Source organism: Frateuria sp. YIM B11624 (assembly GCF_049727805.1).
Taxonomy (GTDB): domain Bacteria; phylum Pseudomonadota; class Gammaproteobacteria; order Xanthomonadales; family Rhodanobacteraceae; genus Frateuria_A.
On sequence record NZ_JBCNYA010000001.1, the window covers coordinates 24,965 to 45,168 of the forward strand.

General features: G+C 68.9%; 20 protein-coding genes and 2 tRNA genes. 17 read left to right on the plus strand and 5 right to left on the minus strand.

The window, feature by feature from the left end; translation table 11 throughout:
• Positions 1 to 305: 305 nt before the first annotated feature.
• The 4 genes from AAIL17_RS00145 (at position 306) to AAIL17_RS00160 (ending at position 2,747) form a co-directional block, all read left to right on the plus strand.
• Positions 306 to 578 carry an HU family DNA-binding protein gene (locus tag AAIL17_RS00145; protein WP_091336270.1) on the plus strand — a complete coding sequence of 91 codons (273 nt, stop codon included), beginning with the start codon at positions 306 to 308 and terminating at the stop codon, positions 576 to 578.
• A gap of 21 nt (positions 579 to 599) precedes the next feature.
• A tRNA-Val gene (locus tag AAIL17_RS00150) sits at positions 600 to 674 on the plus strand.
• Between the two features lie 7 nt (positions 675 to 681).
• Positions 682 to 758, plus strand: a tRNA-Asp gene (locus AAIL17_RS00155).
• Between the two features lie 81 nt (positions 759 to 839).
• On the plus strand, positions 840 to 2,747 hold the full coding sequence (locus tag AAIL17_RS00160) for a SurA N-terminal domain-containing protein (RefSeq protein WP_424680776.1): 1,908 nt from the start codon (positions 840 to 842) through the stop codon (positions 2,745 to 2,747).
• A gap of 159 nt (positions 2,748 to 2,906) precedes the next feature.
• Here AAIL17_RS00160 and AAIL17_RS00165 read toward each other — a convergent pair whose 3' ends face one another.
• Positions 2,907 to 3,689, minus strand: a complete 783-nt coding sequence (locus AAIL17_RS00165; RefSeq protein ID WP_424680777.1) for an enoyl-ACP reductase FabI — start codon at positions 3,687 to 3,689, stop codon at positions 2,907 to 2,909.
• Between the two features lie 198 nt (positions 3,690 to 3,887).
• Between AAIL17_RS00165 and AAIL17_RS00170 the strand changes: the two genes are divergently transcribed.
• The 6 genes from AAIL17_RS00170 to AAIL17_RS00195 all read left to right on the plus strand — a co-directional run bounded on the left by AAIL17_RS00170 (position 3,888) and on the right by AAIL17_RS00195 (position 7,630).
• Positions 3,888 to 4,607: a hypothetical protein gene (locus AAIL17_RS00170; RefSeq protein ID WP_424680778.1), complete on the plus strand. Its 720-nt coding sequence runs from the start codon at positions 3,888 to 3,890 to the stop codon at positions 4,605 to 4,607.
• A 183-nt stretch (positions 4,608 to 4,790) separates the two neighbouring features.
• A complete protein-coding gene (locus tag AAIL17_RS00175) occupies positions 4,791 to 4,970 on the plus strand; it encodes a hypothetical protein (protein WP_424680779.1) in 180 nt (59 codons plus the stop codon).
• Positions 4,967 to 5,317, plus strand: a complete 351-nt coding sequence (locus tag AAIL17_RS00180; protein ID WP_424680780.1) for a carboxymuconolactone decarboxylase family protein — start codon at positions 4,967 to 4,969, stop codon at positions 5,315 to 5,317. The genes AAIL17_RS00175 and AAIL17_RS00180 overlap by 4 nt, the downstream gene beginning before the upstream one ends.
• 4 nt (positions 5,318 to 5,321) lie before the next feature.
• Positions 5,322 to 6,272, plus strand: a complete 951-nt coding sequence (locus AAIL17_RS00185) for a PLP-dependent cysteine synthase family protein (RefSeq protein WP_424680781.1) — start codon at positions 5,322 to 5,324, stop codon at positions 6,270 to 6,272.
• A 94-nt stretch (positions 6,273 to 6,366) separates the two neighbouring features.
• A complete protein-coding gene (locus tag AAIL17_RS00190) occupies positions 6,367 to 6,606 on the plus strand; it encodes a hypothetical protein (RefSeq protein ID WP_424680782.1) in 240 nt (79 codons plus the stop codon).
• A gap of 319 nt (positions 6,607 to 6,925) precedes the next feature.
• A complete protein-coding gene (locus AAIL17_RS00195; RefSeq protein ID WP_424680783.1) occupies positions 6,926 to 7,630 on the plus strand; it encodes a glutathione S-transferase N-terminal domain-containing protein in 705 nt (234 codons plus the stop codon).
• Here AAIL17_RS00195 and AAIL17_RS00200 read toward each other — a convergent pair.
• The 3 genes from AAIL17_RS00200 to AAIL17_RS00210 all read right to left on the minus strand — a co-directional run bounded on the left by AAIL17_RS00200 (position 7,627) and on the right by AAIL17_RS00210 (position 11,599).
• The gene (locus AAIL17_RS00200) at positions 7,627 to 8,451 is read right to left on the minus strand and encodes an alpha/beta hydrolase-fold protein (protein WP_424680784.1); all 825 of its coding nucleotides are present in this window, start codon (positions 8,449 to 8,451) and stop codon (positions 7,627 to 7,629) included. The genes AAIL17_RS00195 and AAIL17_RS00200 overlap by 4 nt on opposite strands.
• Positions 8,452 to 8,581: 130 nt before the next feature.
• Positions 8,582 to 9,241, minus strand: a complete 660-nt coding sequence (locus tag AAIL17_RS00205) for a DsbA family oxidoreductase (RefSeq protein ID WP_424680785.1) — start codon at positions 9,239 to 9,241, stop codon at positions 8,582 to 8,584.
• A 111-nt stretch (positions 9,242 to 9,352) separates the two neighbouring features.
• Positions 9,353 to 11,599, minus strand: a complete 2,247-nt coding sequence (locus AAIL17_RS00210; RefSeq protein ID WP_424680786.1) for a penicillin acylase family protein — start codon at positions 11,597 to 11,599, stop codon at positions 9,353 to 9,355.
• Between the two features lie 193 nt (positions 11,600 to 11,792).
• On the opposite strand from AAIL17_RS00210, the gene AAIL17_RS00215 reads away from it, so the two are divergent.
• The 5 genes from AAIL17_RS00215 (at position 11,793) to AAIL17_RS00235 (ending at position 16,175) form a co-directional block, all read left to right on the plus strand.
• The gene (locus AAIL17_RS00215; protein WP_424680787.1) at positions 11,793 to 12,587 is read left to right on the plus strand and encodes an N-acetylmuramoyl-L-alanine amidase; all 795 of its coding nucleotides are present in this window, start codon (positions 11,793 to 11,795) and stop codon (positions 12,585 to 12,587) included.
• Between the two features lie 116 nt (positions 12,588 to 12,703).
• Positions 12,704 to 13,126, plus strand: a complete 423-nt coding sequence (locus AAIL17_RS00220) for a VOC family protein (protein ID WP_424680788.1) — start codon at positions 12,704 to 12,706, stop codon at positions 13,124 to 13,126.
• Between the two features lie 169 nt (positions 13,127 to 13,295).
• Positions 13,296 to 14,171, plus strand: a complete 876-nt coding sequence (locus AAIL17_RS00225; RefSeq protein WP_424680789.1) for a helix-turn-helix domain-containing protein — start codon at positions 13,296 to 13,298, stop codon at positions 14,169 to 14,171.
• Between the two features lie 118 nt (positions 14,172 to 14,289).
• Positions 14,290 to 15,438 (plus strand): alpha/beta hydrolase, encoded by a 1,149-nt coding sequence (locus AAIL17_RS00230; protein ID WP_424680790.1) that lies wholly within the window; start codon positions 14,290 to 14,292, stop codon positions 15,436 to 15,438.
• Positions 15,435 to 16,175 (plus strand): hypothetical protein, encoded by a 741-nt coding sequence (locus AAIL17_RS00235; RefSeq protein ID WP_424680791.1) that lies wholly within the window; start codon positions 15,435 to 15,437, stop codon positions 16,173 to 16,175. Before AAIL17_RS00230 ends, AAIL17_RS00235 begins: the two co-directional genes overlap by 4 nt.
• Before the next feature lie 16 nt (positions 16,176 to 16,191).
• Here the strand turns inward: AAIL17_RS00235 and AAIL17_RS00240 are convergent, their stop codons facing one another.
• Positions 16,192 to 17,391, minus strand: coding sequence for a multidrug effflux MFS transporter (locus AAIL17_RS00240; RefSeq protein WP_424680792.1), 1,200 nt, complete (start codon positions 17,389 to 17,391; stop codon positions 16,192 to 16,194).
• 192 nt (positions 17,392 to 17,583) lie between these two features.
• Between AAIL17_RS00240 and AAIL17_RS00245 the strand changes: the two genes are divergently transcribed.
• The gene (locus AAIL17_RS00245) at positions 17,584 to 19,134 is read left to right on the plus strand and encodes an MFS transporter (RefSeq protein WP_424680793.1); all 1,551 of its coding nucleotides are present in this window, start codon (positions 17,584 to 17,586) and stop codon (positions 19,132 to 19,134) included.
• Positions 19,135 to 19,385: 251 nt separating this feature from the next.
• Positions 19,386 to 20,162 carry a TenA family transcriptional regulator gene (locus tag AAIL17_RS00250; RefSeq protein WP_424680794.1) on the plus strand — a complete coding sequence of 259 codons (777 nt, stop codon included), beginning with the start codon at positions 19,386 to 19,388 and terminating at the stop codon, positions 20,160 to 20,162.
• Positions 20,163 to 20,204: the final 42 nt, after the last annotated feature.

The following is a 20,204-nucleotide window of genomic DNA, read 5'->3' on the forward strand; positions in this document are numbered from 1 at the left end:
CCGCCCGCATCCCGGGCGGCTTTTTCGTATTCACGCCGGTGCCCTGGCGAGGCGCTTCGCCGTAACGGTTATCGCGCTCGTTTGCAAGTGGTTCCGGTTGGTCGCGAATCGCCGGAACCGTTGGTATTGCTTGTATTGCGGACCGCCGTGAGGCGCTGGTATAAAGGCGGCACCGCAGTCAAAGCGCCGTGCATTTGGCGTAGCGATGCGGGGTTGCGGGGGATGCCGGTCATGCCATTTCATGGCGGTGTTTTCTCGTCCCAGACCGATCACGCGGGCAGCAAACCGTTTAAGGGAGTGTCTCAATGAATAAAACCGATCTGATCAATGCCATTGCCGAGAAGGCCGAGCTCACCAAGGCCGACGCCGGCCGCGCCATCGAAGCCTTCTTCGAGACCGTGCAGAAGGCTCTGAAGAAGGGCGACGACGTCTCGGTGGTCGGCTTTGGTACCTTCACCGTGCGCAAGCGCGCGGCTCGTACCGGTCGCAACCCGCGCACCAACGAGACGATCAAGATCAAGGCTTCCAAGGTGCCGGCGTTCAAGGCTGGCAAGACGCTCAAGGATGCCCTAAACTGAGCGGCTAGTTCGCTCGGTTTCGGGTGCTTAGCTCAGCGGTAGAGCGTCGCCCTTACAAGGCGAGGGTCGTAGGTTCGATCCCTACAGCACCCACCAGAATCGCGGAGTGGTAGTTCAGTCGGTTAGAATGCTGGCCTGTCACGCCGGAGGTCGCGGGTTCGAGTCCCGTCCACTCCGCCAGTAGTTCCAAGGGCGCCCGCGTGGCGCCCTTGTCATTTATGCTTTGCCTCTTGCAAGGCTTCGAATCGCGGGAATCCACACATGCTGCAGTCGTTGAGAGACAAGATGCACGGCTGGCCGTCCATCGTCGTGTTGGGCGTGGCGGTGTTCGCCATGTCCTTCTTCGGCATCGAGGGCTACTTCACTGCCCAGACCGAGACCTTCGTGGCCAAGGTCGGCAAGCAGGAGATCAGCCAGCAGGATTTCCAGAACCGCATGAACGAGCTGCGCCAGCAGGCCAGCGAGCAGATGGGCGACCAGTTCGATCCCAGCGTGTACGAGCAGCCCGCCATGAAGGAGCGCGTGCTCGGTGCGATGGTCGACCAGCAACTGCTGCTCAAGGCCAACGATGACCTGGGCATGCGCGTTTCCGACACCGCGGTGCGCGACACGATCGCGTCCATCCAGGGGTTCCAGGTGAACGGCCGGTTCGACGCGGCGACCTATCGGGCGGTGCTCGCCTCCCAGCGCAAGACGCCGGCGATGTTCGAGGACGAGGTCCGCTCCTCGCTGGCGATTCGCCTGCTGCCGGACGCACTGTCGGCCAGCACCATCGTCACCGACGACGACGTCGACCGCTTCCTCAAGCTGCGCCTTCAGCGCCGCGACCTGCGCTACGTGATGCTGCCGCGCCCGGCGCTTACCGATACCAAGGTCACCGACGCGCAGGTACAGGACTACTACAAACAGCACCAGGCCGAGTTCATGGCGCCCGAGCAGGTGTCCGTCCACTACATCGAGGTGAACGCGGCGGACCTGAAGGCCGACAACCCGCCGAGCGAAGACGACCTGCGCAAGCGCTACGAGGACGAGAAGCAGCGCTTCGTGCAGCCGGAGCAGCGCCTGGTTTCGCACATCCTCGTCGACGTGCCCAAGAACGCCACGCCGGCGCAGCAGAAGGACGCCCTCGCCAAGGCGCAGAAGATCGCCGCGGAGGCCACGCCGCAGAACTTCGCCAAGCTGGCAAGCCAGGACTCCGCCGACCTCGGTTCGAAGCGCCAGGGCGGTGACCTCGGCTGGCTGGAGCAGGGCGTGACCAACAAGGCCTTCGACGACGCGCTGTTCGCGCTCAAGAAGGGCCAGATCTCCGCGCCGGTGTTGTCGGACGAGGGCTACCACATCATCTGGCTGCGCGACATCCGCAGCGGTCAGGCCAAGCCGTTCGAGGAAGTACGCAGCCAGCTCGAGCAGGAAGCGGTTGCCGCCGAGCGCGAGCGCAAGTACAACGAGGTCGCCGGCAAGCTGGCCGACCAGACCTACCAGAGCCCCAGCTCGCTCGAGCCGGCCTCGCAGGCGCTGGGCCTGCCGGTGAAGAGCACCGGCCTGTTCACCCGGGAGGGCGACAAGAGTGGCATCACGGCCGACCCGAAGGTGGCCAAGGCCGCGTTCTCCGACGACGTGCTGGTGCAGGGCAACAACTCCAGCCTGATCGACCTGGGCAACGACCATTCGGTGGTGATCCACGTCGACAAGCACGTGCCGGCAGCGGAGCGGCCGTTGGCCGAGGTGCGCGACGCGATCGAGAAGGACATCCTCGACGAGCGCGTGGCTGCTGCCGCCAGCAAGCGCGCCAACGACCTGCTGGCCCGCCTGGAGAAGGGCGAGTCGATGGACGCGGTGGCCGCATCGGCCGGTGCCGCCGTACAGGAGGCCAAGGAAGCGGTACGCGTGCAGCAGGGCCTACCCGAGCAGTTGCGTGACCAGGCATTCCTGCTGCCGCATCCGAAGGACGGCAAGCCGCAGTTCGCCGCGGTGGCGCTGCCCGAAGGCGCCTACGCGCTGGTGGCGGTCGACAAGGTGCAGGACGGCGACCTTTCCAAGGTGACCCCGGACCAGCGCAAGATGCTTCGGCAGAGCATGCTGGCCGCGTACGGCAGCGTCGCCACCGAAGGCTTCATCGACGCGCTCAAGGCGAAAACCGAGATCAAGATCGCCAAGGACCGGATGTAACGTCCGTGTGTTGTGTCGCAAGCCCCGAGAGGCGGCCCTGGGCCGCCTCTTTGCTTTTCGGCCGTGCGCCTCGCGACGGGTGCCAGTCGCGCGCAAGGCGGATTCCCCGAAAAAAAAAGGCGGCCATGCGGCCGCCCTTTCGCTGATTGCCGCGCAGGCTCAGATCCCGGTCATGCCCAGGATGTTGTAGCCGGCATCCACGTAGGTGATCTCGCCGGTCACGCCCGAGGCGAGGTCGGAGCACAGGAACGCGCCCACGTTGCCGACCTCGTCGATCGTCACGCTGCGGCGAAGCGGCGCGTTCTCGTCCACGTGGTCGAGCATCTTGCGGAAGTTGGCGATGCCCGCGGCGGCCAGCGTCTTGATCGGGCCGGCCGAGATCGCATTCACGCGGGTGCCTTCCGGGCCGAGGTTGAAGGCCAGGTAGCGCACGTTCGCTTCCAGGCTGGCCTTGGCCAGGCCCATCACGTTGTAGTTGTTGAGCGCACGCTCGGCGCCGAGGTAGGTGAGGGTGAGGATGGCGCCGCCGCGGCCGGCCATCATCGGACGCCCGGCCTTGGCCAGCGCGGCCAGGCTGTAGCTGGAGATGTCGTGCGCGATGGTGAAGTTCTCGCGCGTGAGGTTGTCCAGGTACTGGCCCTGCAGCGCCTCGCGCGGCGCGAAGCCGACCGAATGCACCAGGATGTCGAAGCCGTCCCAGTGCTTGCCGAGCTCGGCGTACATCTGCTCGATCTGGCCGTCCTGGGCGACGTCGCAGGGAAGCACGATGTTGGAGCCGAACGCATTGGCCGCCTCGTCGACGCGGTCCTTCAGCCGCTCGTTCTGATAGGTGAAGGCGAGTTGCGCGCCTTCACGATGCATTGCGTTGGCAATGCCCCAGGCGATCGAGCGCTGGCTGGCGATGCCGACGATCAGGGCACGCTTGCCGTGCAGGAATCCCATGCGTCCTCCAAGAGTTTTCGATGGCGCGCCCGGTGGCGCAGCCGGGTGATTTTAGCAGCGTGCCGGGGGTCGTAGGCCGCCGGCTCACGTTTTGACGACGCTCGCCACGGTGGCTGCCGTCGCGACGTGGCGTAGACCATGCGCCGGATAGGGTGGCGCCATGTGCATGCCGCCCTGTGCGCCTCCCTCCGAAGCCTCATGAGCGTGTCCCTCTTGCGGTCGTGGTACTCCATTGCCGCGGTCGCTGCCGCGCCGATGGTGCTTGCGCTCGTCGAGGTTTTCCATCCGCACCCGGATGACCTGTTCCACCTGGATGTTGAGAGGTGGATGCTCGTGCACTACGCACAGATTCCCCTGTTTCCGCTGGCCGCACTGTCAGTGGCTACGTTGGTGCGCCACCACACCGACTGGGCCGCGTGGCTGTGCAAGGCGGGCATGTTCGTGTTCGCGGTGGCCTTCACCTCGTTCGATACGGCGGCCGGCCTGGTGATCGGCTTGCTGGTGAAGGGTGCGCTGGCATCCGGGAATCCCGAATCCTGGCGCGACATGATCGATGCGTTGTGGTTCGACCCGGTCCTCGGTGGCAAGGGCTTCACCGATGCACCGCTGATGGGGCTGATCGGCCGACTGGCGCTCTCGTTCGGCGCGGTGGCCGGCGCGATTTCGTTGAAGCGGGCCGGGCACGGCTGGTTGCCGGTGCTGCTGCTGGCGATCGCCAGCTTCGGCATCAACGTGTTCAAGTCGCATTCCTGGCCTGGCGGGCCGCTGACCTTCGGCGGCATGGCATTGGCGGCCGGCTGGATACGCTGGGAAAGCCTGCGCCGGCAGGCGCGTGCCGTTGCATCGCTGCAGCAGGCCTCCGATGCCGTCGCGGGCCCGGAAGCCGACCCATCCAGGACGCGCGTCAGCGTGCGTTGAGCCGGGAAGGAGCGCCGCCTGCAGGCTTCGGCGCAACAGGCCCGCGTGACCTGCATCAATGCAGATGCGCCTGCTTGCGCGCATGGTGGGGCTTGCCGGGGCGCTCGCATGCGCCCGGCGTACATCCGGGTGCAGCCGCCCCCATCGCGACAGCGGCTGGCCGCCCGCGGAGGACGCATGCTCATGAACCACGATTCCCCATCCCAGCAGCGCGAGCCGGACGTCGGCGCACGCCGCGCAACCGAACGCTGGATCGACGACGAGTTGGCGCAGAGCTTCCCGGCGAGCGACCCGCCCAGTTGGACGCTTGGTCCCGCGTCTCCCGGCGACAACGCCGCCAACACCCGCGGGAGAGCGCCATGACCGGGCCGCTGTATCCCGAATCGACCGCAGCGCTCGCACGCAAGCGGAGCGAACTGGCGCCGGATGCGCTGAAGGCGTTCAAGGCGTTCAGCGCGGCGGTGTTCGCCGAAGGGGCGCTGCCGGCGCAGACCAAGCAATTGATCGCGGTAGCGGTGGCGCACGTCACCCAGTGCCCCTATTGCATCAAGGGCCATACCGCCGAGGCTCTCAGGCAGGGCGCCAGCGAGCAGCAGATCATGGAAGCGATCTGGGTTGCTGCCGAAATGCGCGCCGGTGGCGCCTACGCACACGCCGCGCTGGCGCTGGACGTCATGCAGCAGCATGCGCACGCCCACGAAGGGGACTGAACCCGTGGCCACGCGCTTCCAGGGCCTGTCCGGCAGCATCCTCGACGCCATCGGGGATACGCCGCTGCTCGAGATCGGGGGCATCTACGCCAAGCTCGAGTTCCTCAACCCGTCCGGCTCGATCAAGGCGCGCATCGCCAAGTACATGATCGAGCGCGCCGAACAGGAGGGCTTGCTCAAGCCGGGCGACACCATCGTCGAGGCGACCAGCGGCAATACCGGCAACGCACTGTCGATGGTCGCCGCGGTCAAGGGCTACCGCATGCTGGTGGTGATGCCCGAAGGCCTGTCCAGCGAACGCGTGGCGATCTCCCGCGCCTACGGCGCCGAGGTGCTGTTCTGCGGCAACTTCCACGTCGACCAGGCGCTCGCGCGCGCACGGGAGCTGGGAAGCCAGCCTGGCTTCTTCTTTCCGGGCCAGTTCGAATCGGAATGGAACGTGGAAGAGAACCGCCTCATCCTCGGCGCGGAAATCCTGGCCCAGCTGCCGTCCGGGCGACTGCCCGACGCGCTGGTGCTGGGCGTGGGCACGGGAGGCACGCTGATCGGCGTCGGCCAGGCTTTCCGCGCGGCCAACCCGCAGGTGCGGCTGTTCGCGATGGAGCCGAGCGAGTCATGCACGATCCTCTGCGGCGAGATCGCCTCGCACGGCATCGAGGGCATTTCCGACGGCTTCGTGCCCGGCATCTTCCAGCGCCACGCCGACCTGGTGGACGACATACTCAGCGTTTCGAGCGAGCAGGCGATTGCCGCCATGCGCCATCTCGCCCGCCGCTACGGCCTGCTGTGCGGCCCGAGTTCGGGCGCGCACCTGCTGGCCGCCCGGCGGGTGCGCGAACGCTTTCCGGAACTGAAGACCGTGGTCACTGCGTTCTGCGACGAGGGCGAGAAGTACCTGCACGACTACTTCATGCCTGGACAGGAGACGGCATCCGCCGCACTGCAGTTCGGCTGACGCAATGGTGGTTGACGTGGATCAGGGCAGCGGGGCGGGCTGGATTCCATCATGCGGCGCCCGGCAGGTGCCGGTATCTTCCACGGAGCCCACGATGCAGTTCGAACTGTCCACCGCCCATCCCGACGCAGCCTCGCTCACAGCCGCCATGCGCGCGCTCGATCCCCAGGCGAAGGTCGTCCTGGACACCGACCGCGGTCGCCTGGAAGTGCTGGCGAGCGCAAGCGGCCCGCAGATCCTCGAAGCGCTGGCGCGGATCGGCTGCGTGGCCCGTCCGCTGGAGAAGGAGGTGCACATCAGTGGCGGCAGTACCTGCTGCGGCCACTGCGGCTGATCGGCGGGCGGGTCGCCTCGTACACGAACCGCGCAGGCCGGGACGATACGAACAATCGTCGGCTTGCAGGACACGCGATCGCAGGAAAATGCCAGGTACGGCAGCGAGCCGGTGACCGGCTCGCCGCGGGCAATGCGGGGCCGTAGTCGACGCAGCGGAACGTCGCCGTGCCCGGCTCGCGCGTCGATGTCGGAGACGCGGCGCACCTGCGCGAAAAATTGCGGCGAACCGGCGATGCAGGCGCGATTCGGCGCCAGGTGTTGCGCTGGACGTTGGCGCCCCCACCTTGCGTGGGTCCGTCCCCGAACAAGGAACCGTCGTGCCCGACCTGTCCGCCTTCCCGATCACTGCGCGCTGGCCGGCGCGGCATCCCGAGCGCATCCAGCTCTATTCGCTCAACACGCCCAATGGCGTGAAGGTGTCGATCATGCTGGAAGAGACTGGGTTGGCGTATGAGCCGCACCTGGTCGACATCATGCGCGACGAGAACAAGACGCCGGAGTTCCTCTCGCTCAACCCCAACGGCAAGATCCCCGCGATCATCGACCCGGACGGGCCGGGCGGCGAACCGATCGGCCTGTTCGAGTCCGGTGCGATCCTGCTCTATCTCGCCGAGAAAGCCGGCAGGTTCCTGTCGCCGGATCCGGCATTGCGCTGGGAGACCATCCAGTGGGTGTTCTTCCAGATGGCAGCGATCGGGCCGATGTTCGGCCAGGTGGGCTTCTTCAACAAATTCGCCGGCCGCGAGTACGAGGACAAGCGGCCGCTCAGGCGCTACGTCGACGAATCGCGCCGGCTGCTCGGCGTACTGGAAGCGCGCCTGGACGGACGGCCCTGGCTGATGGGCGAGGACTACAGCATCGCCGACATCGCCACGCTGGGCTGGGTGCGCAACCTGATCGGCCTCTACGAGGCGCGCGACCTGGTGCATTTCGACGAGCTGTCGAACGTGCCTGCGTGGCTGGAGCGCGGACTGGCCCGTCCGGCCGTGCAACGTGGCTTGCAGATCCCGGGGCGCGGCTAGCGGTCCGGTTGCCGGCCGGCGTCCGTGCGCACGGCTGGCAGCGCGGCATCGGGCGGGATCCGTGGCCGTTGGTTCTGCTCGGGGCCGGCATGGTCCAGCAGCGTACGCAAGGCCGGCTTCCAGAGCGTCCAGTTGTGATGGCCGGGCAGCCTGAACACCTGTCCGGCCGGCAACTGTGCGGCCAGCAGGCCGATGCGGTCGCGGAAGCGTTCCTTGTCGCCGTACGCCAGCCACACAGAGCGGGGGCGCCCGGGGCGATCGGACCAGCGCTGGATGTAGCGCCATAGCTCGCGCTGGTAGGTCGCGGGGGTGAATGCCTGCGCGGGCCCCGGTCGCCAAAGATCCAGGCCGCCGGCCGCCTGGATCTCGCGGTAGAGCGGCCTGTCGCCCAGGTAGGGCGAGATCAGCAGCATGCCATCGAGCTGGCCCGGGTACGCCCGGTCGTACATCAGCGCGCCCAGGCCGCCGAGCGAGATGCCGGCCAGCCAGACCTGGTCGTAGTGCCTCGCGCGGGCCGGTGCGAGGATCTCGTCGTGCAGGCGCTGGACCGCGCGGCCCTGCCGGTAGAAAGGCATGGTGAGGCCGGCGAGCACGACGTCCGCGTCTGGCCACTGGCCGTGGATGATCTGCGCGGTGCCGCGCCGTGCGAGCGAATCCGCGTCGTCGCCGCGCCCGGGCAGCATCACCACCAGTCGGTGCGCCGGTTGCGCGGCCGGAATGAAGCGGGTTGGGATCGGCCGGGTGACGTCGCCTCCCGTGCTGCATGCCGCCAGCAGCAGGGCGGCGAGCGAGTGGAGCAGGGCGGACGGTTGCAGGCGCATGCATGGGGCCCGGAGTGGGAACCGGCGCGAGCGTGCGCCGGCTGGCATGAAGGCGATGCACGCAGCGTAGCCAGCCCTTGGCTCCTACACCACGATCGGCCCGTCCTCGGCCACTCGCCCTAGGCGCGGGTCAGCCTGGCGCCGCAGCCGCGATCTCGCGCAGGGCCTGCTCGAACACCTCCGGCGGCTGCCCGCCGGGGATCAGGTGCGTGCCGTTGACGATGGTCGCCGGCACGGAACGGATGCCGCGCTGCTGGAAGAACGCCTCCTGCGCCCGCACGTCCTCGGCGTAGGCGCCGGTTTCCAGCACGCGCCGCGCTTCGTCGCGGTCGAGTCCCGCCTCGCCGGCCAGCCGCACCAGCACCTCGTGCGAAGCCACGTCCTCGCCGTCGGTGAAGTAGGCGCGCAGCAGCGCCTTCTTCAGCGCCAGGTGGCGGCCCTGCAGTTCGGCCCAGTGCAGCAGGCGGTGCGCGTCGAACGTGTTGTAGACGCGGCTGCCCACGCCGACGTTGAAGGCGAAACCCAGCGCCGCCGCACGTTCACGGATCACCGCGCGGTTGGCCTCGACCTGGGCCATGCCGATGCCGTACTTGTGCATCAGGTGCTCGGTCGCATCCTCGCCTTCGGCAGGCAGCTGCGGATTGAGCTCGAACGGCTGCAGATGGATGTCCGCCTGCACCACGCCGTCCAGTTGCCTGAGCGCCTGCTCCAGCGCGCTGAGGCCGATCGCGCACCAGGGACAGGACACGTCGGAGACGAAGTCGATGCGAAGCGGTGCAGGGGCGGTCATGTCGTACTCCGAAGCGGCTGCCGGAACCATCACATGGAGCAGCATGCCGGTATCTCAATCACAGCTGATCAAAGGTGGACCTCTCGGCATGCACCAGGGGCTCGCCCCGCTTTACCGGTACCTGGTTTCGCCCGGGTGGTAGACCTTCTCGGTGTGGCCCTTCAACTGCTCGGGCCAGTAGTAGACCTCGCGCAGGTTGCCGGTGGTGTAGCGCTCGGCCTCGTCGTTGAAGTGCGATGAGTCCGGGTGGCCGCTTTCGCCGCCGGCGGTGATCGCCCGCGCGCTCACCTTGGGGCCGAACTCCACCACCGCCACGAAGCTGTTGCCGCTGGTGCCGTAGTAGCGCTTCGTGCCCGGCCAGCGGTGCGCGCCGAAGGAGGCCAGCGAGCCCCAGCGCGAGGAGGTGAAGGGCACCGGGATGCTCGGCTTGCTGTCGTCGAACGGCTGCACCAGGTCGCCGTTGATGCGCTGGAAGCGGTTGATCTCGCCCCAGGGCACGCCCCAGTGGCCGAAATCCTTCTGCAGGCGGTCCACGGCTTCGACCAGCGCATGCAGGCGCGCCTTCGAGCCGGCCTTCTCGGCCATGGCGTCGTAGATCGACAGGCCCTCGGCGGTGTCGGCCTTGCTTACTTCGTCCCACAGCGTGTCGCCCCAGAACACCGCCAGCGAGGTCGGCATCGAGGCGATGCCCCAGCGGTAATCCCAGTGCCGGAGCATGGCGATCGGACCGGCCAGCTTCTTCTTCAAGGGATCGCTCGCCGGCAGCGCGTCGTAGTCGGCGATCAGGATCGGGATCTGCCGCGCGAAGGCGGGCAGGTAGGAATCGAACGCGGCGGTGATCAGCGAGTCGCGGGTGAAGTCGTCCTGGCCGGTGAGCACGCGGATGGCGTGCAGGCCGCGCGGGTTCTCGCCGAAGGTGTCCATGTAGCGCGGGAAGTCGGCCTTCTTCGGGCTGTCCTTGCCGGCGGCGGAGTAGGGCCAGTTGTTCGTGTTGTAGACCCAGCCGTTGGCGGGATTGAACACGTGCGGCGCCTGGTCCAGCGGCGTGAGGCCCTGCCAGTCGGTGGCGGGGTCGGAGCCGTCCACCGGCCTGGTGTAGTCGAAGCGATCGTCGCGCTTGGGGATGAACTGCGGATGCAGGTAGGCGATCTCGCCCTTGTCGTCAGCGAACAGCGTGTTGTTGGACGAATTGGCCTTGAGCTCGGCGACCTTCATGTAGCTGGCGTAGTCGTGCGCCTTGGTGCGCAGCCAGCTCTGCTCCAGCGCGGGGATTGGCCGGTTCATCAGCGCCATGGCGATCCATTTGTCGTGCGCTTCGCGCACGATCGGGCCGTGGTGGGTGAAGTAGGCGGTGAAGCTGCGTTTGGCCATCGAGCCGTCCTTCGCGCGATAGGACAGGGTGATCTCGCGCTCGGTGACCGGCCGCAGTTCCTTGCCGTAGCGGTAGTACGGCTTGCCGTCCTTGCGCACGATGGTCTCGGCGAATTCGTCCACCACGTCGGCGCCGGTGGAGGTATGCATCCAGCCGATGTGGTGGTTGAAGCCCTGGTAGACGAAGAACTGGCCCCAGGTCACCGCACCGTAGGCGTCCAGGCCCGCGTCGGAACTCATCTGCAGCTCCGAGCGGAAGAAGAACGAGGTGTGCGGATTGATCAGGAGCAGCGCGTGGCCGTCGGCGGTGAGCCTGGGTGCGATGGCGATGCCGTTGGAACCGGTTGGTTCGACCCAGCTCGGGTGCGTGTCGGCGATCGCCACCGGCACGGGCGTGTCGCCCGATTTGCCGTAGAACGCCTGCAGCTGCTTGAGCGAGACCCGCTCGATGTCGCCGCCGATGCTGCCCTCGGTGAAGCTCAGCGCCATCCACGGTTCGTAGCGCGTGATCACGCGCGGGTGCACGTCCGGATGCGTGGCCAGGTAGTAGTTGAGCCCGTCGGCCCAGGCGTTCATCAGCTGCTTCAGCCAGTCGGGACTTCGCGCGTACAGCTTCTTCAGTTCCACCGGGTCGATGAAGAGCTGCTGGCGCAGGTCCGACCAGAGCGCCTGCTCGCCTTCGGCCTCGGCCAGCCGGCCCAGCGAGTTGAGGTAGTTGGTCTCGACGCGGTTGAAATCGTCCTCGGCCTGCGCGTAGACCATGCCGAACACCGCGTCCGCGTCGGTCTTGCCATGCACGTGGGCGATGCCCCAGTCGTCGCGGGTGATCGTCACCGCTTGCGCTTCCTGCTTCCAGCGCGCCTGCTCGCCGGCGTCCGCGTGGGCGGTACCGGCCAGGCCGAACGCAAGCAGGGTGGCCAGGGACAGGGCGCGCGGCGCGTGGCGCAGCATCGGACGGACCGGCTTGGACGAAATGGTGGCAAGCATGCGTGGCTCCCCTTGCGTTGGCTGGGCCGGGAACCGCGTGCCGCCTGTCCGCCGGACGTCGCCGGCAACCATAGCAGGCAAGGGCGCGCTGTCGAACCGGACGGGCCTGCGTCGCAGGCGGGACGATCCGCCCTTGACGCATGCCAGGCGCCTGCGGCAGGTTCCGGGCTTCCCCGTCACCCATGCGAGCGCCGTGTCCTTCCTTCGTCCCGGGTGCGCGACCCTGCTTCGCGCGAGCCGTCTCTTTCCGCTGGCGCTGCTGCTGGCCGGCCTGGCTGCCTGCGGCCCGGTGCGCAACCCGATGGCCCGCTGGGTGCCTTCGCCCAACTACGACCAGCGCCGGCCGGTGGCGATCGTGATCCACTTCACCGACCAGCATTCGGTGCAGGAAAGCCTGCACACCCTGCGCACCGCCAACAGCGGCGGGCCGGTGAGCGCGCACTACCTGATCGGCAGCGACGGCGGCATCTACCAGCTGGTCGCCGACAGCAAGCGCGCCTGGCAGGCCGGACCCGGGCGCTGGGGCACGATCACCGACCTCAATTCGGCGTCGATCGGGATCGAGCTGGACAACGACGGGCACACGCCTTTCACCCCCGCGCAGATCGACAGCCTGCTGCGCCTGCTCGCCGACCTCACCACGCGCCTGCACATCCCGCCTACCCAGGTCATCGGCCACGAAGACCTGGCGCCCGGCCGCAAGGACGATCCCGGCCCGCTGTTCCCCTGGCAGCGCCTGGCCGACGCCGGGTTCGGACTGTGGCCGCGCGGTCCGCTGGTCGACCCGCCGCCGGGCTTCGATCCCTGGATGGCGCTGGCGCTGGTCGGCTACCCGCTGGACGACCGCCCCGCCGCGGTGCGCTCCTTCCACCACCATTTCCGCGGCATGGACGGCGACACGCTGGACGAACAGGACCTGCGCGTGCTGTACGCACTGGCCTGCCAGTTGACGGGAACACCCGAGGTGATGCCGGCCGTCTCTCCGTAATCCATGGATCGCTGCGTTGCGCCGGGGAGGCGCCAAGGGATGTGTCGAAATCGCCGTGCCCCGCACGTCAAAGGGATGCAGGCCATCGAGCCTTGCCATTGACCAGGAGATTTCCGATGCAGATCCAGCCCTACCTGTTCTTCGACGGCCGCTGCGAAGAGGCCGTGTCGTTCTACCGCGACTCGCTCGGCGCGGAAGTGGTCATGCTGCTGCGCTACAGCGACGCCCCGCCGGGCGAGGCCGATTGTCCCGGCGGTACGCAGCCGCCGGCCGACAAGGTCATGCACGCAGCCCTGCGGATCGGCCAGACCCAGGTGATGGCGTCCGACGGCTTTGCCACCGGGCATCCGGAGTTCAAGGGCGTGTCCCTTTCCCTCACCGCCGACGACGACGCTCACGCCAGGCGGCTGTTCGACGCGCTCGCCGCGGGCGGGCAGGTGCAGCAGCCGCTCGGGCCGAGCTTCTTCGCTTCCAGTTTCGGCATGGTCACGGACCGCTTTGGCGTCGCGTGGATGGTGATCGCGGGCGGGCAGGGCTGAACCGAAACCGGAGGGCGCCCGTCCCGGGGCCCTCGCCGTGCCCTGCGTGAACGGCGGCCGGTGCACCGGCCCTTGGCGGCGCCGGGGTAGTGGCCTACGCTCCGCGCGGAATCGCCCGAAACGCACGGGGTCGGCCATGGTCCAGCGTGTTTCCGCAGGGTTGCCCATTTTGGCCGGAGGCCTGGCCCGCCATGCCGCGTCCACCGTGCCGCCGGGTCTATGCGCGGAGGTCGCCTTTCCGCACGTGGCGCTGCGGCCGTTCGTGTCGCGCTACGTGCAGGTGGCGCTCGATTTGCCGGCCGGCAGCACGCTGCAGCATCCGCTGAGCGCGCTGACCGGCTCGGTGGCGACGGTGCTCTGGTCCGGCCAGGTCACCATGCGCGGCGCGGGCATCGAGAACCGGATCGCGTCCAGTTGCCTGATCGGGCCCCTCACGCGATGGCACGACAACCTGGTCACCGGCTCGCTGCGTACGTTCTGCGTGCACTTCACGCCGCTGGGCGCCAACGTGCTGCTCCAGTTGCACGGCTGCGATTTCCAGGACCACGCGGTGCCTTTCGGCGACGTGCTCGACGGCGCGGTCGGCGCACGGGCTTGCCGCTGGTCCGATCAGGTGGCGCAGGCTGCCGGCTTCGCCGCACGCATCGCCTTGGCGGACCGGTTCCTGCTGGACCAGTTGTGTGGGGCGCAAGCGCATTTCGACCTGGTCGCCGCCGCCGTCGTGCAGATCGGCCAGGCCCCCGAGGGTGTCTGCCGGGTTTCCCGGCTCGCGACCGAACTGGCCTGCAGCGAGCGCACCCTGCGCCGGCGTTTCCACGAGGAACTCGGACTCTCGCTCAAGCGCTTTGCCCGCATCACCCGCTTCCGCCAGGCCCATGCCTTCCTGCAGGGTGCGGGCGGCGTGGACTGGGCCTCGGCGATCGCACGCTTCGGCTACGTCGACCAGGCGCACCTGATCCACGAATACCGCGAGTTCGCCGGCACCACGCCGGCACGCTTTCGCACCGACGAGCGGTTCCTCGACAACGCGCTCATCCTCCGCTGACCCCGAACCCCGGACGGCTGGCCGATTTGTACAAGACAGCGCCCGGCCGGGGCGGCAAGTTGACGGGCGGTTCGCCGGCCGGGCGCTCGGTCCGGACCGGTCTCGGGAGGGCGCGATGATGAAACGGAAGCATCCTGGCCGTCGCCTGGCCTGGCTCGCGATGGCATGCCTGGCTTGCGCCGCGGTCGGCGCACGTGCACCGGCAACGCAGCCGGCAACGGCGCCGCACGCGGCGACGACGGTTTCGCGGCCATTGCTCGGGGAGGTCGTGGAAGTGCACGTCCACGGCACCGCGCTCGAAGGAAACCGGCTGGGCGACTCGCCCGATCGCACGGTCACCGTCTATCTGCCGCCAGGCTACCGGCACGAGCGATCCCGGCGTTATCCGGTGATCTATGCGCTGGGTGGCTACCAACCCTCGCCGGCGCTGGCCGCGCGGATCGGCCCGCATCCGGAAGGCTATCTATTCGCCGGCGTCGACCGGGCCATTGCCGAAGGCCGGCTGGGCAAGGTCATCCTGGTCAACGTGGAGGGCTGGAACCGACTGGGCGGAAGCTTCTGGGTGAACTCGGCCAGCACCGGCCGCTGGGAGGATTTCGTCACGCACGACGTGATCGACACGATCGACGCGCGTTTGCGCACCCTCCCGCGACGCGACAGTCGCGGGCTCTACGGCGGCTCGATGGGTGGTTTCGGTGCGTTGTCCATCGCGATGCACCGGCCCGAGCTGTTCGGCACGGTCTTCGCGCAATCGCCCTGCTGCATGGCGATGGTGGACGAACTGGGACCGACCGCCGCGTGGGTGCCGTTGCAGCGGGTCACACTGGCCCAGGCGGACGCGGCGTTCCGGCAGGGCGACGCCGGTGCGCTGGAAGCGCTGGCCCTGGCTGCGGCCTTCGCGCCCGACGCGCGTCGTCCGGAGGTCTTCGGCGATCTGCCTTACCGCGTGGAAGGCCAGCGCGTGGTCGCGGCGCAGCCGGCCTACGTACGCTGGCAGGCGCGGCTGCCAGGCAACCGGCTGGACCGCGAAGCCGCGGGGCTCAAGACCCTGCATGGCTTGCGCATCCAGTACGGCGATCATGACGAGCTGCGCCACATCGTCGACAGCGTGCCGGCCTTCCACCGGGCGCTGCTGGCCCATGGCGTGAAGCACGAATTCCTGGCCGATCACGGCGGCCACATGGACCTCGGGCGCTTCGAGCGGGATGCGCTCCCGTTCTTCGCGCGCACGCTGGCCGGCGCCGCCGGCGGGGAGGCGTCGCCATGAACGCCATCACACCCGAGCGCAGCCCGGTACGCCAGCGCGCCCTCGGCGGCGGCCTGTTCCCCTGGGCCGGCTACGGCTTCGTCCTGTTCTTCCTGGCGGCGCTGGTCGCGTTCTGGCCGGAGTATCTGTCCCGTCTGCCACGCGGCGGCATCTACCGGCACTTCCATGCGGGCTTGATGACGCTGTGGTTTGCGCTGCTGATCGCGCAGCCGTTGCTGGTCAGGACCGGGCGGCGGCCGCTGCACCGGATGCTCGGCAAGAGCTCCTTCGTACTGGCGCCGCTGGCGGTGGTCTCGATGGTGCTGCTGACGCACGTCCGCCTGCAGGAGGTGACCGACGCCAGCATGCGCGCCCTCGCGATCCTGCCGCTTGCGATGGCGACCCTGTTTGCCGTCGCCTACGCGCTGGCGATCAGCTACCGCCACCAGCCGGCCCTGCACGCGCGCTACATGATCTGCACCGGCCTCGCGCTGGTCGATCCGGTGGGCGCGCGCCTGCTCGGCTACTACCTGCCGTTCGCCCTGCCGGACTGGGCCTACCAGGGAACTACGTTCACGCTGACCGACCTGCTCCTGCTCTGGCTGATCTGGCGCGAACGCGGCGTCGCCCGTGGCCGCGCCGCCTTCCCGGTCATGCTGGCAGTCGCGGTGGTCCTGCAGGCGATGGTCTTCGTCTTCCCGCACCTGTCCGCCTGGCAGGCGGCGATGCGCTGGTTCGCCGCGCTGCCGCTGACATAGTGGGCCGGGACACCCGTCAGCCCTGGCGTGGCGCCGGCGGCGACCGATGCCAGAGCAGCACGAAAAACGTCGCGATGGCCACGCCGCTCAATGCCAGGAACACGATCGGGATATCCAGCACCGTGCCTTCGTGCAGCACGCTCATCGCGACGGTGCCCAGCGCGGCCACGCCCATCCGTACGAAGCCCAGCAGCGAGGCGGCATTGCCTGCCGAGCGGGGGAACGGCGCCATCGCCTTGGCGGTGGCCACCGGCACCACCAGGCCGACGCCGCAGAAGCACACGCTGATCGGCACGAGGAAGGCCGCCAGGCTGCCTGTCGCGCCGAGCGACAACGCCACCGCGAGCAGGCCGATCGATCCGGCGACAAGCACGCCCAGCCCGGCCGCCACGATCAGCGTGTGCGCCACCCGTGGCGTCAGCCACACGCACAGCCCGGCGCCCGCGACGAAAGCCACCAGGATCGACGCCGCGACGATCACGATCGCCTCGTTGCCTTTGCCGAGCACGTTGATGACCAGGTCCGGCGCACCGATCAGCGCGGTGTAGACCACGCCCACCGCGCAGCCGCCCAGCAATCCGAACAACAGGAAGCTCGGCGTGCGCAGGATCCGCCGCCAGGTGCGCCAGAGGCGGCGCGGACGGATCGCGCGGCGGTCCGGATGCGGATGGGTTTCCGGCAGCCACCGCCATACGGCGAACCACAGCAGCGCACCGAGCGCCGCCAGCAGCGCGAAGTTGGCGCGCCAGCCCAGCGCCTGGACGAGCCAGGCGCCGGCAACCGGACCGATCGCCGGGGCCAGCGCGAAAGCGGCGCTCAGCTTGGCGTACACGCGCTGCCGCCGTTCCGCGGGAAAGGCATCGCGCACCGCCGCGTCGGCGACCACGCCGCCGGCGCTGGCGCCCAGGCCCTGCACCAGCCGGCTGCCCAGCAGCGGCCAGATCGCGACGGCTGCAAGGCTGAGCAGGAAACCGGCGGTCAGCAGCGCGGTGCCGCCGAGCATCACCGGACGCCGCCCGAAGCGATCCGCGAGCGGCCCGAAAACCAACTGGCTGATGGCCGAGCCGGCGAGGTAGAAGGCCATCGTCAACTGCACCATGCCGTAGTCCGCCTGCAGCGCGTGCGCGATGGCCGGCATCGCCGGCGTGTACTCGGTATCGCCGAAGGGCGCGAGCGCCATCATGAAGACCAGCAGCGGCAACGGCGGACGCGGCACCCGGGCGCCGCCTCCGCGCGTCGTTGACGCGACCTTGGCGGCAGGGGTGCCGGAATCGGCTGAGAGGCAGGACATGCGGCAGGTCTCGCGCCGGACCAGCGGCCACGATTGACGGTCGCCCGAGAACGTTTCGTGAGGCGCGCAAGAGAACAGGCAGACATCCCACCGCCAAGCACAGGACCCGAGACTGGCATGGCCCCATCCCGCAGCGATGCCCGTGCGGCCGTCCCGGCTGGCGGGTTGCGCCATTGGTTCCGCCACGACGTCGAGCGGCCGCTGGAAGCGCTGGCCGGGGGTCCGGCGCGGCTGAAGGTGATCGTGCTGCTGGCCTGTGTGCTGTCACTGGACGCCGCCGACAAGGCGGCGGTCGGTGCGGTAGCCGCGCCGATGGAAGCGGCGCTGCACGTGGGCAACCTGCAGATCGGCTGGCTGGTGACCGCCGCGACCGCGGTCGCCGCGGTGATGACGCTGCCCTTCGGCGCACTGGTCGACCGCGTCCGGCGCGTGCGCCTGCTGGTGATCGCACTGGTGGTGTGGTCGGCCACCATGGTCGTCAGCGGCCTGGCTGTGTCCTACCCGATGCTGCTGCTGAGCCGCCTGGCATTGGGCGTGGTCGCCTCGGCCGCCTCGCCGGCGGTGACGTCGCTCACCGGCGATTTCTTCCGGCCGGGCGAGCGCGGGCGCATCTTCGGCTACGTACTCGCCGGCGAGCTGCTGGGCGTGGCGTTCGGGTTCCTGGTCTGTGGCAACGTGGCCGCGTGGTGGTCGTGGCGCGCCGCCTTCTTCGTGCTGGCGGGGCTGGGCTTCGTGCTGGCGCTGGTGCTGTGGCGCGGACTGCCGGAACCGGCGCGAGGCGGGCAGAGCCGTATTCCGGTCGGTGCGCGCCGCATGCCGCGCGAGGGCGAAGCCGCCACCGACGAGGTCGCGCAGCGTGGCTCGCTGCGGCGGGTGATCCGCTGGCGCGGCGTGCGTCCCCGCCACGCGTTGATGACGATGAACCCCGCCACTGCCTCGCTTTGGCGCGCGGTGCGCTACGTGCTGGCGGTGCCCACCAGCCGCACGCTGATCGTCGCCTCGGCGCTGGGTTATTTCTACTTCACCGGCCTGCGCACCTTCGCCATCGTGTTCATGCGCGGCCGTTTCGAGCTGAGCCAGTCCGTCGCCAGCAGCCTGGCGGTGCTCATCGGCCTGGGCGCGGTCGCCGGCGTGCTGCTGGCCGGACGCCTGGGCGACCGGCTGATCGACCGCGGACGGCTCAGCGGGCGCGTATGGGTGGCGGCAGGGGCCTACCTGCTGGCCACGGCGGCCTTCCTGCCCGGACTGCTGATCGGGTCGCTGTGGCTGGCCGGGCCGTTCTTCTTCCTTGCCGCGGCGGGCATCGGCGGCGCCAACCCGGCGGTGGACGCCGCGCGCCTTGACGTGATGCCCTCGGCGCTGTGGGGACGGGCCGAGGGCGTGCGGGCTACCTTACGCTTCGCACTGGAAGCGGCAGCGCCGCCGCTGTTCGGCTACGTTTCCAGCCGCCTGGCGGACCACGCCGGCACCGGCGGCCCAGCCGCGGGCGCGGCGATGGGCGGCGCGGCCACGCGCGTCGGTGCGGCAGGGCTGGACCATACCTTCCTGCTGATGCTCGTGCCGCTGGCCGCCGCGGGCGTGCTGCTGCTGGTGCGCACGACCCGCACGTACGCCCGCGACGTCGCCTCGGCGCTGGCTGCCGAGCAGCGGACACGCGAGCGCTCCTAGACGCCGGACATCGCCGCCGTTCGTACGTTGCCTTTACGCAGGCGGCGTCGTTCGGCGGGAAGATGGTGCATGGAACCCACCCATCCCTCTCGGGCGTGAACGCGCCTCACTGGCGCGCGCGCTTTCGCCACACATGAGACAGCCCATTGAAACCATGGATTTCCCCGGCGCGCTGCGGTCGGGGAGACGGACGCCCGTGCCTGGGCGATCCGGACTGCTTCGCAGCAAAAACCCCGAGAGGAGAAACCGCAATGAACAATCGTTTCGAACGTACCGGCCCCCTGACCGAGCTGGCCAGCTACCCGCAATGGGCGCAGGACATGGTCGGCGCCTGCGAGGAGGCCAAGCAGGGCATCGTCAACCACGAACTGTGGGACCTGATGCGCGAAGTGCGGCTGTCCCGCCAGGCCACCCGCGACTTCATGGCAGGCATCTGGCCGGTGATCGAGCGCTTCCCCGCCTACATGGCGCACAACCTGCTCAAGACGCAGTTCGGCCGCAGCCCCGGCGAGACCATGGCCCGGCGCTGGCTGGTACGCAACATCCGCGTCGAGCAGAACCATGCCGAGTACTGGCTCAACTGGGCCGAGGGCGCCGGCGTGCCGCGCTGGGACGTGCTGTACGGCGAACGCGCCCAGGGCACGCAGGTGCTGGCCGACTGGTGCGAGGAGGTCAGCCGGCACGACAGCCTGGCCGCCGGCATCGTGGCCACCAACTACGCGGTGGAAGGTGCCACTGGCGAGTGGTCGCAGCTGATCTACGACAGCGCCAGCTACGCCCAGAGCCTGCCGGCGGACAAGCGCGTGCAGAGCCTGCGCTGGCTGCAGTTGCACGCGGCCTACGACGACACCCACCCCTGGGAGGCGCTGGAGATCGTCTGTACTCTCAAGGGAACGGCACCGGTTGCCGATGAAGTGGACCACCTGACCGAGTGCGTCAAACGCAGTTATATAGGCATGTCCGTCACACTGGACCGTTGCCTTGGCGCGTATCATGGCGTACGGAGGGAGGTCAGCGAGGTCGCCTGACCGTACCGCCAACGCAAGGCAGAACGGCAACGATCGTCGCTC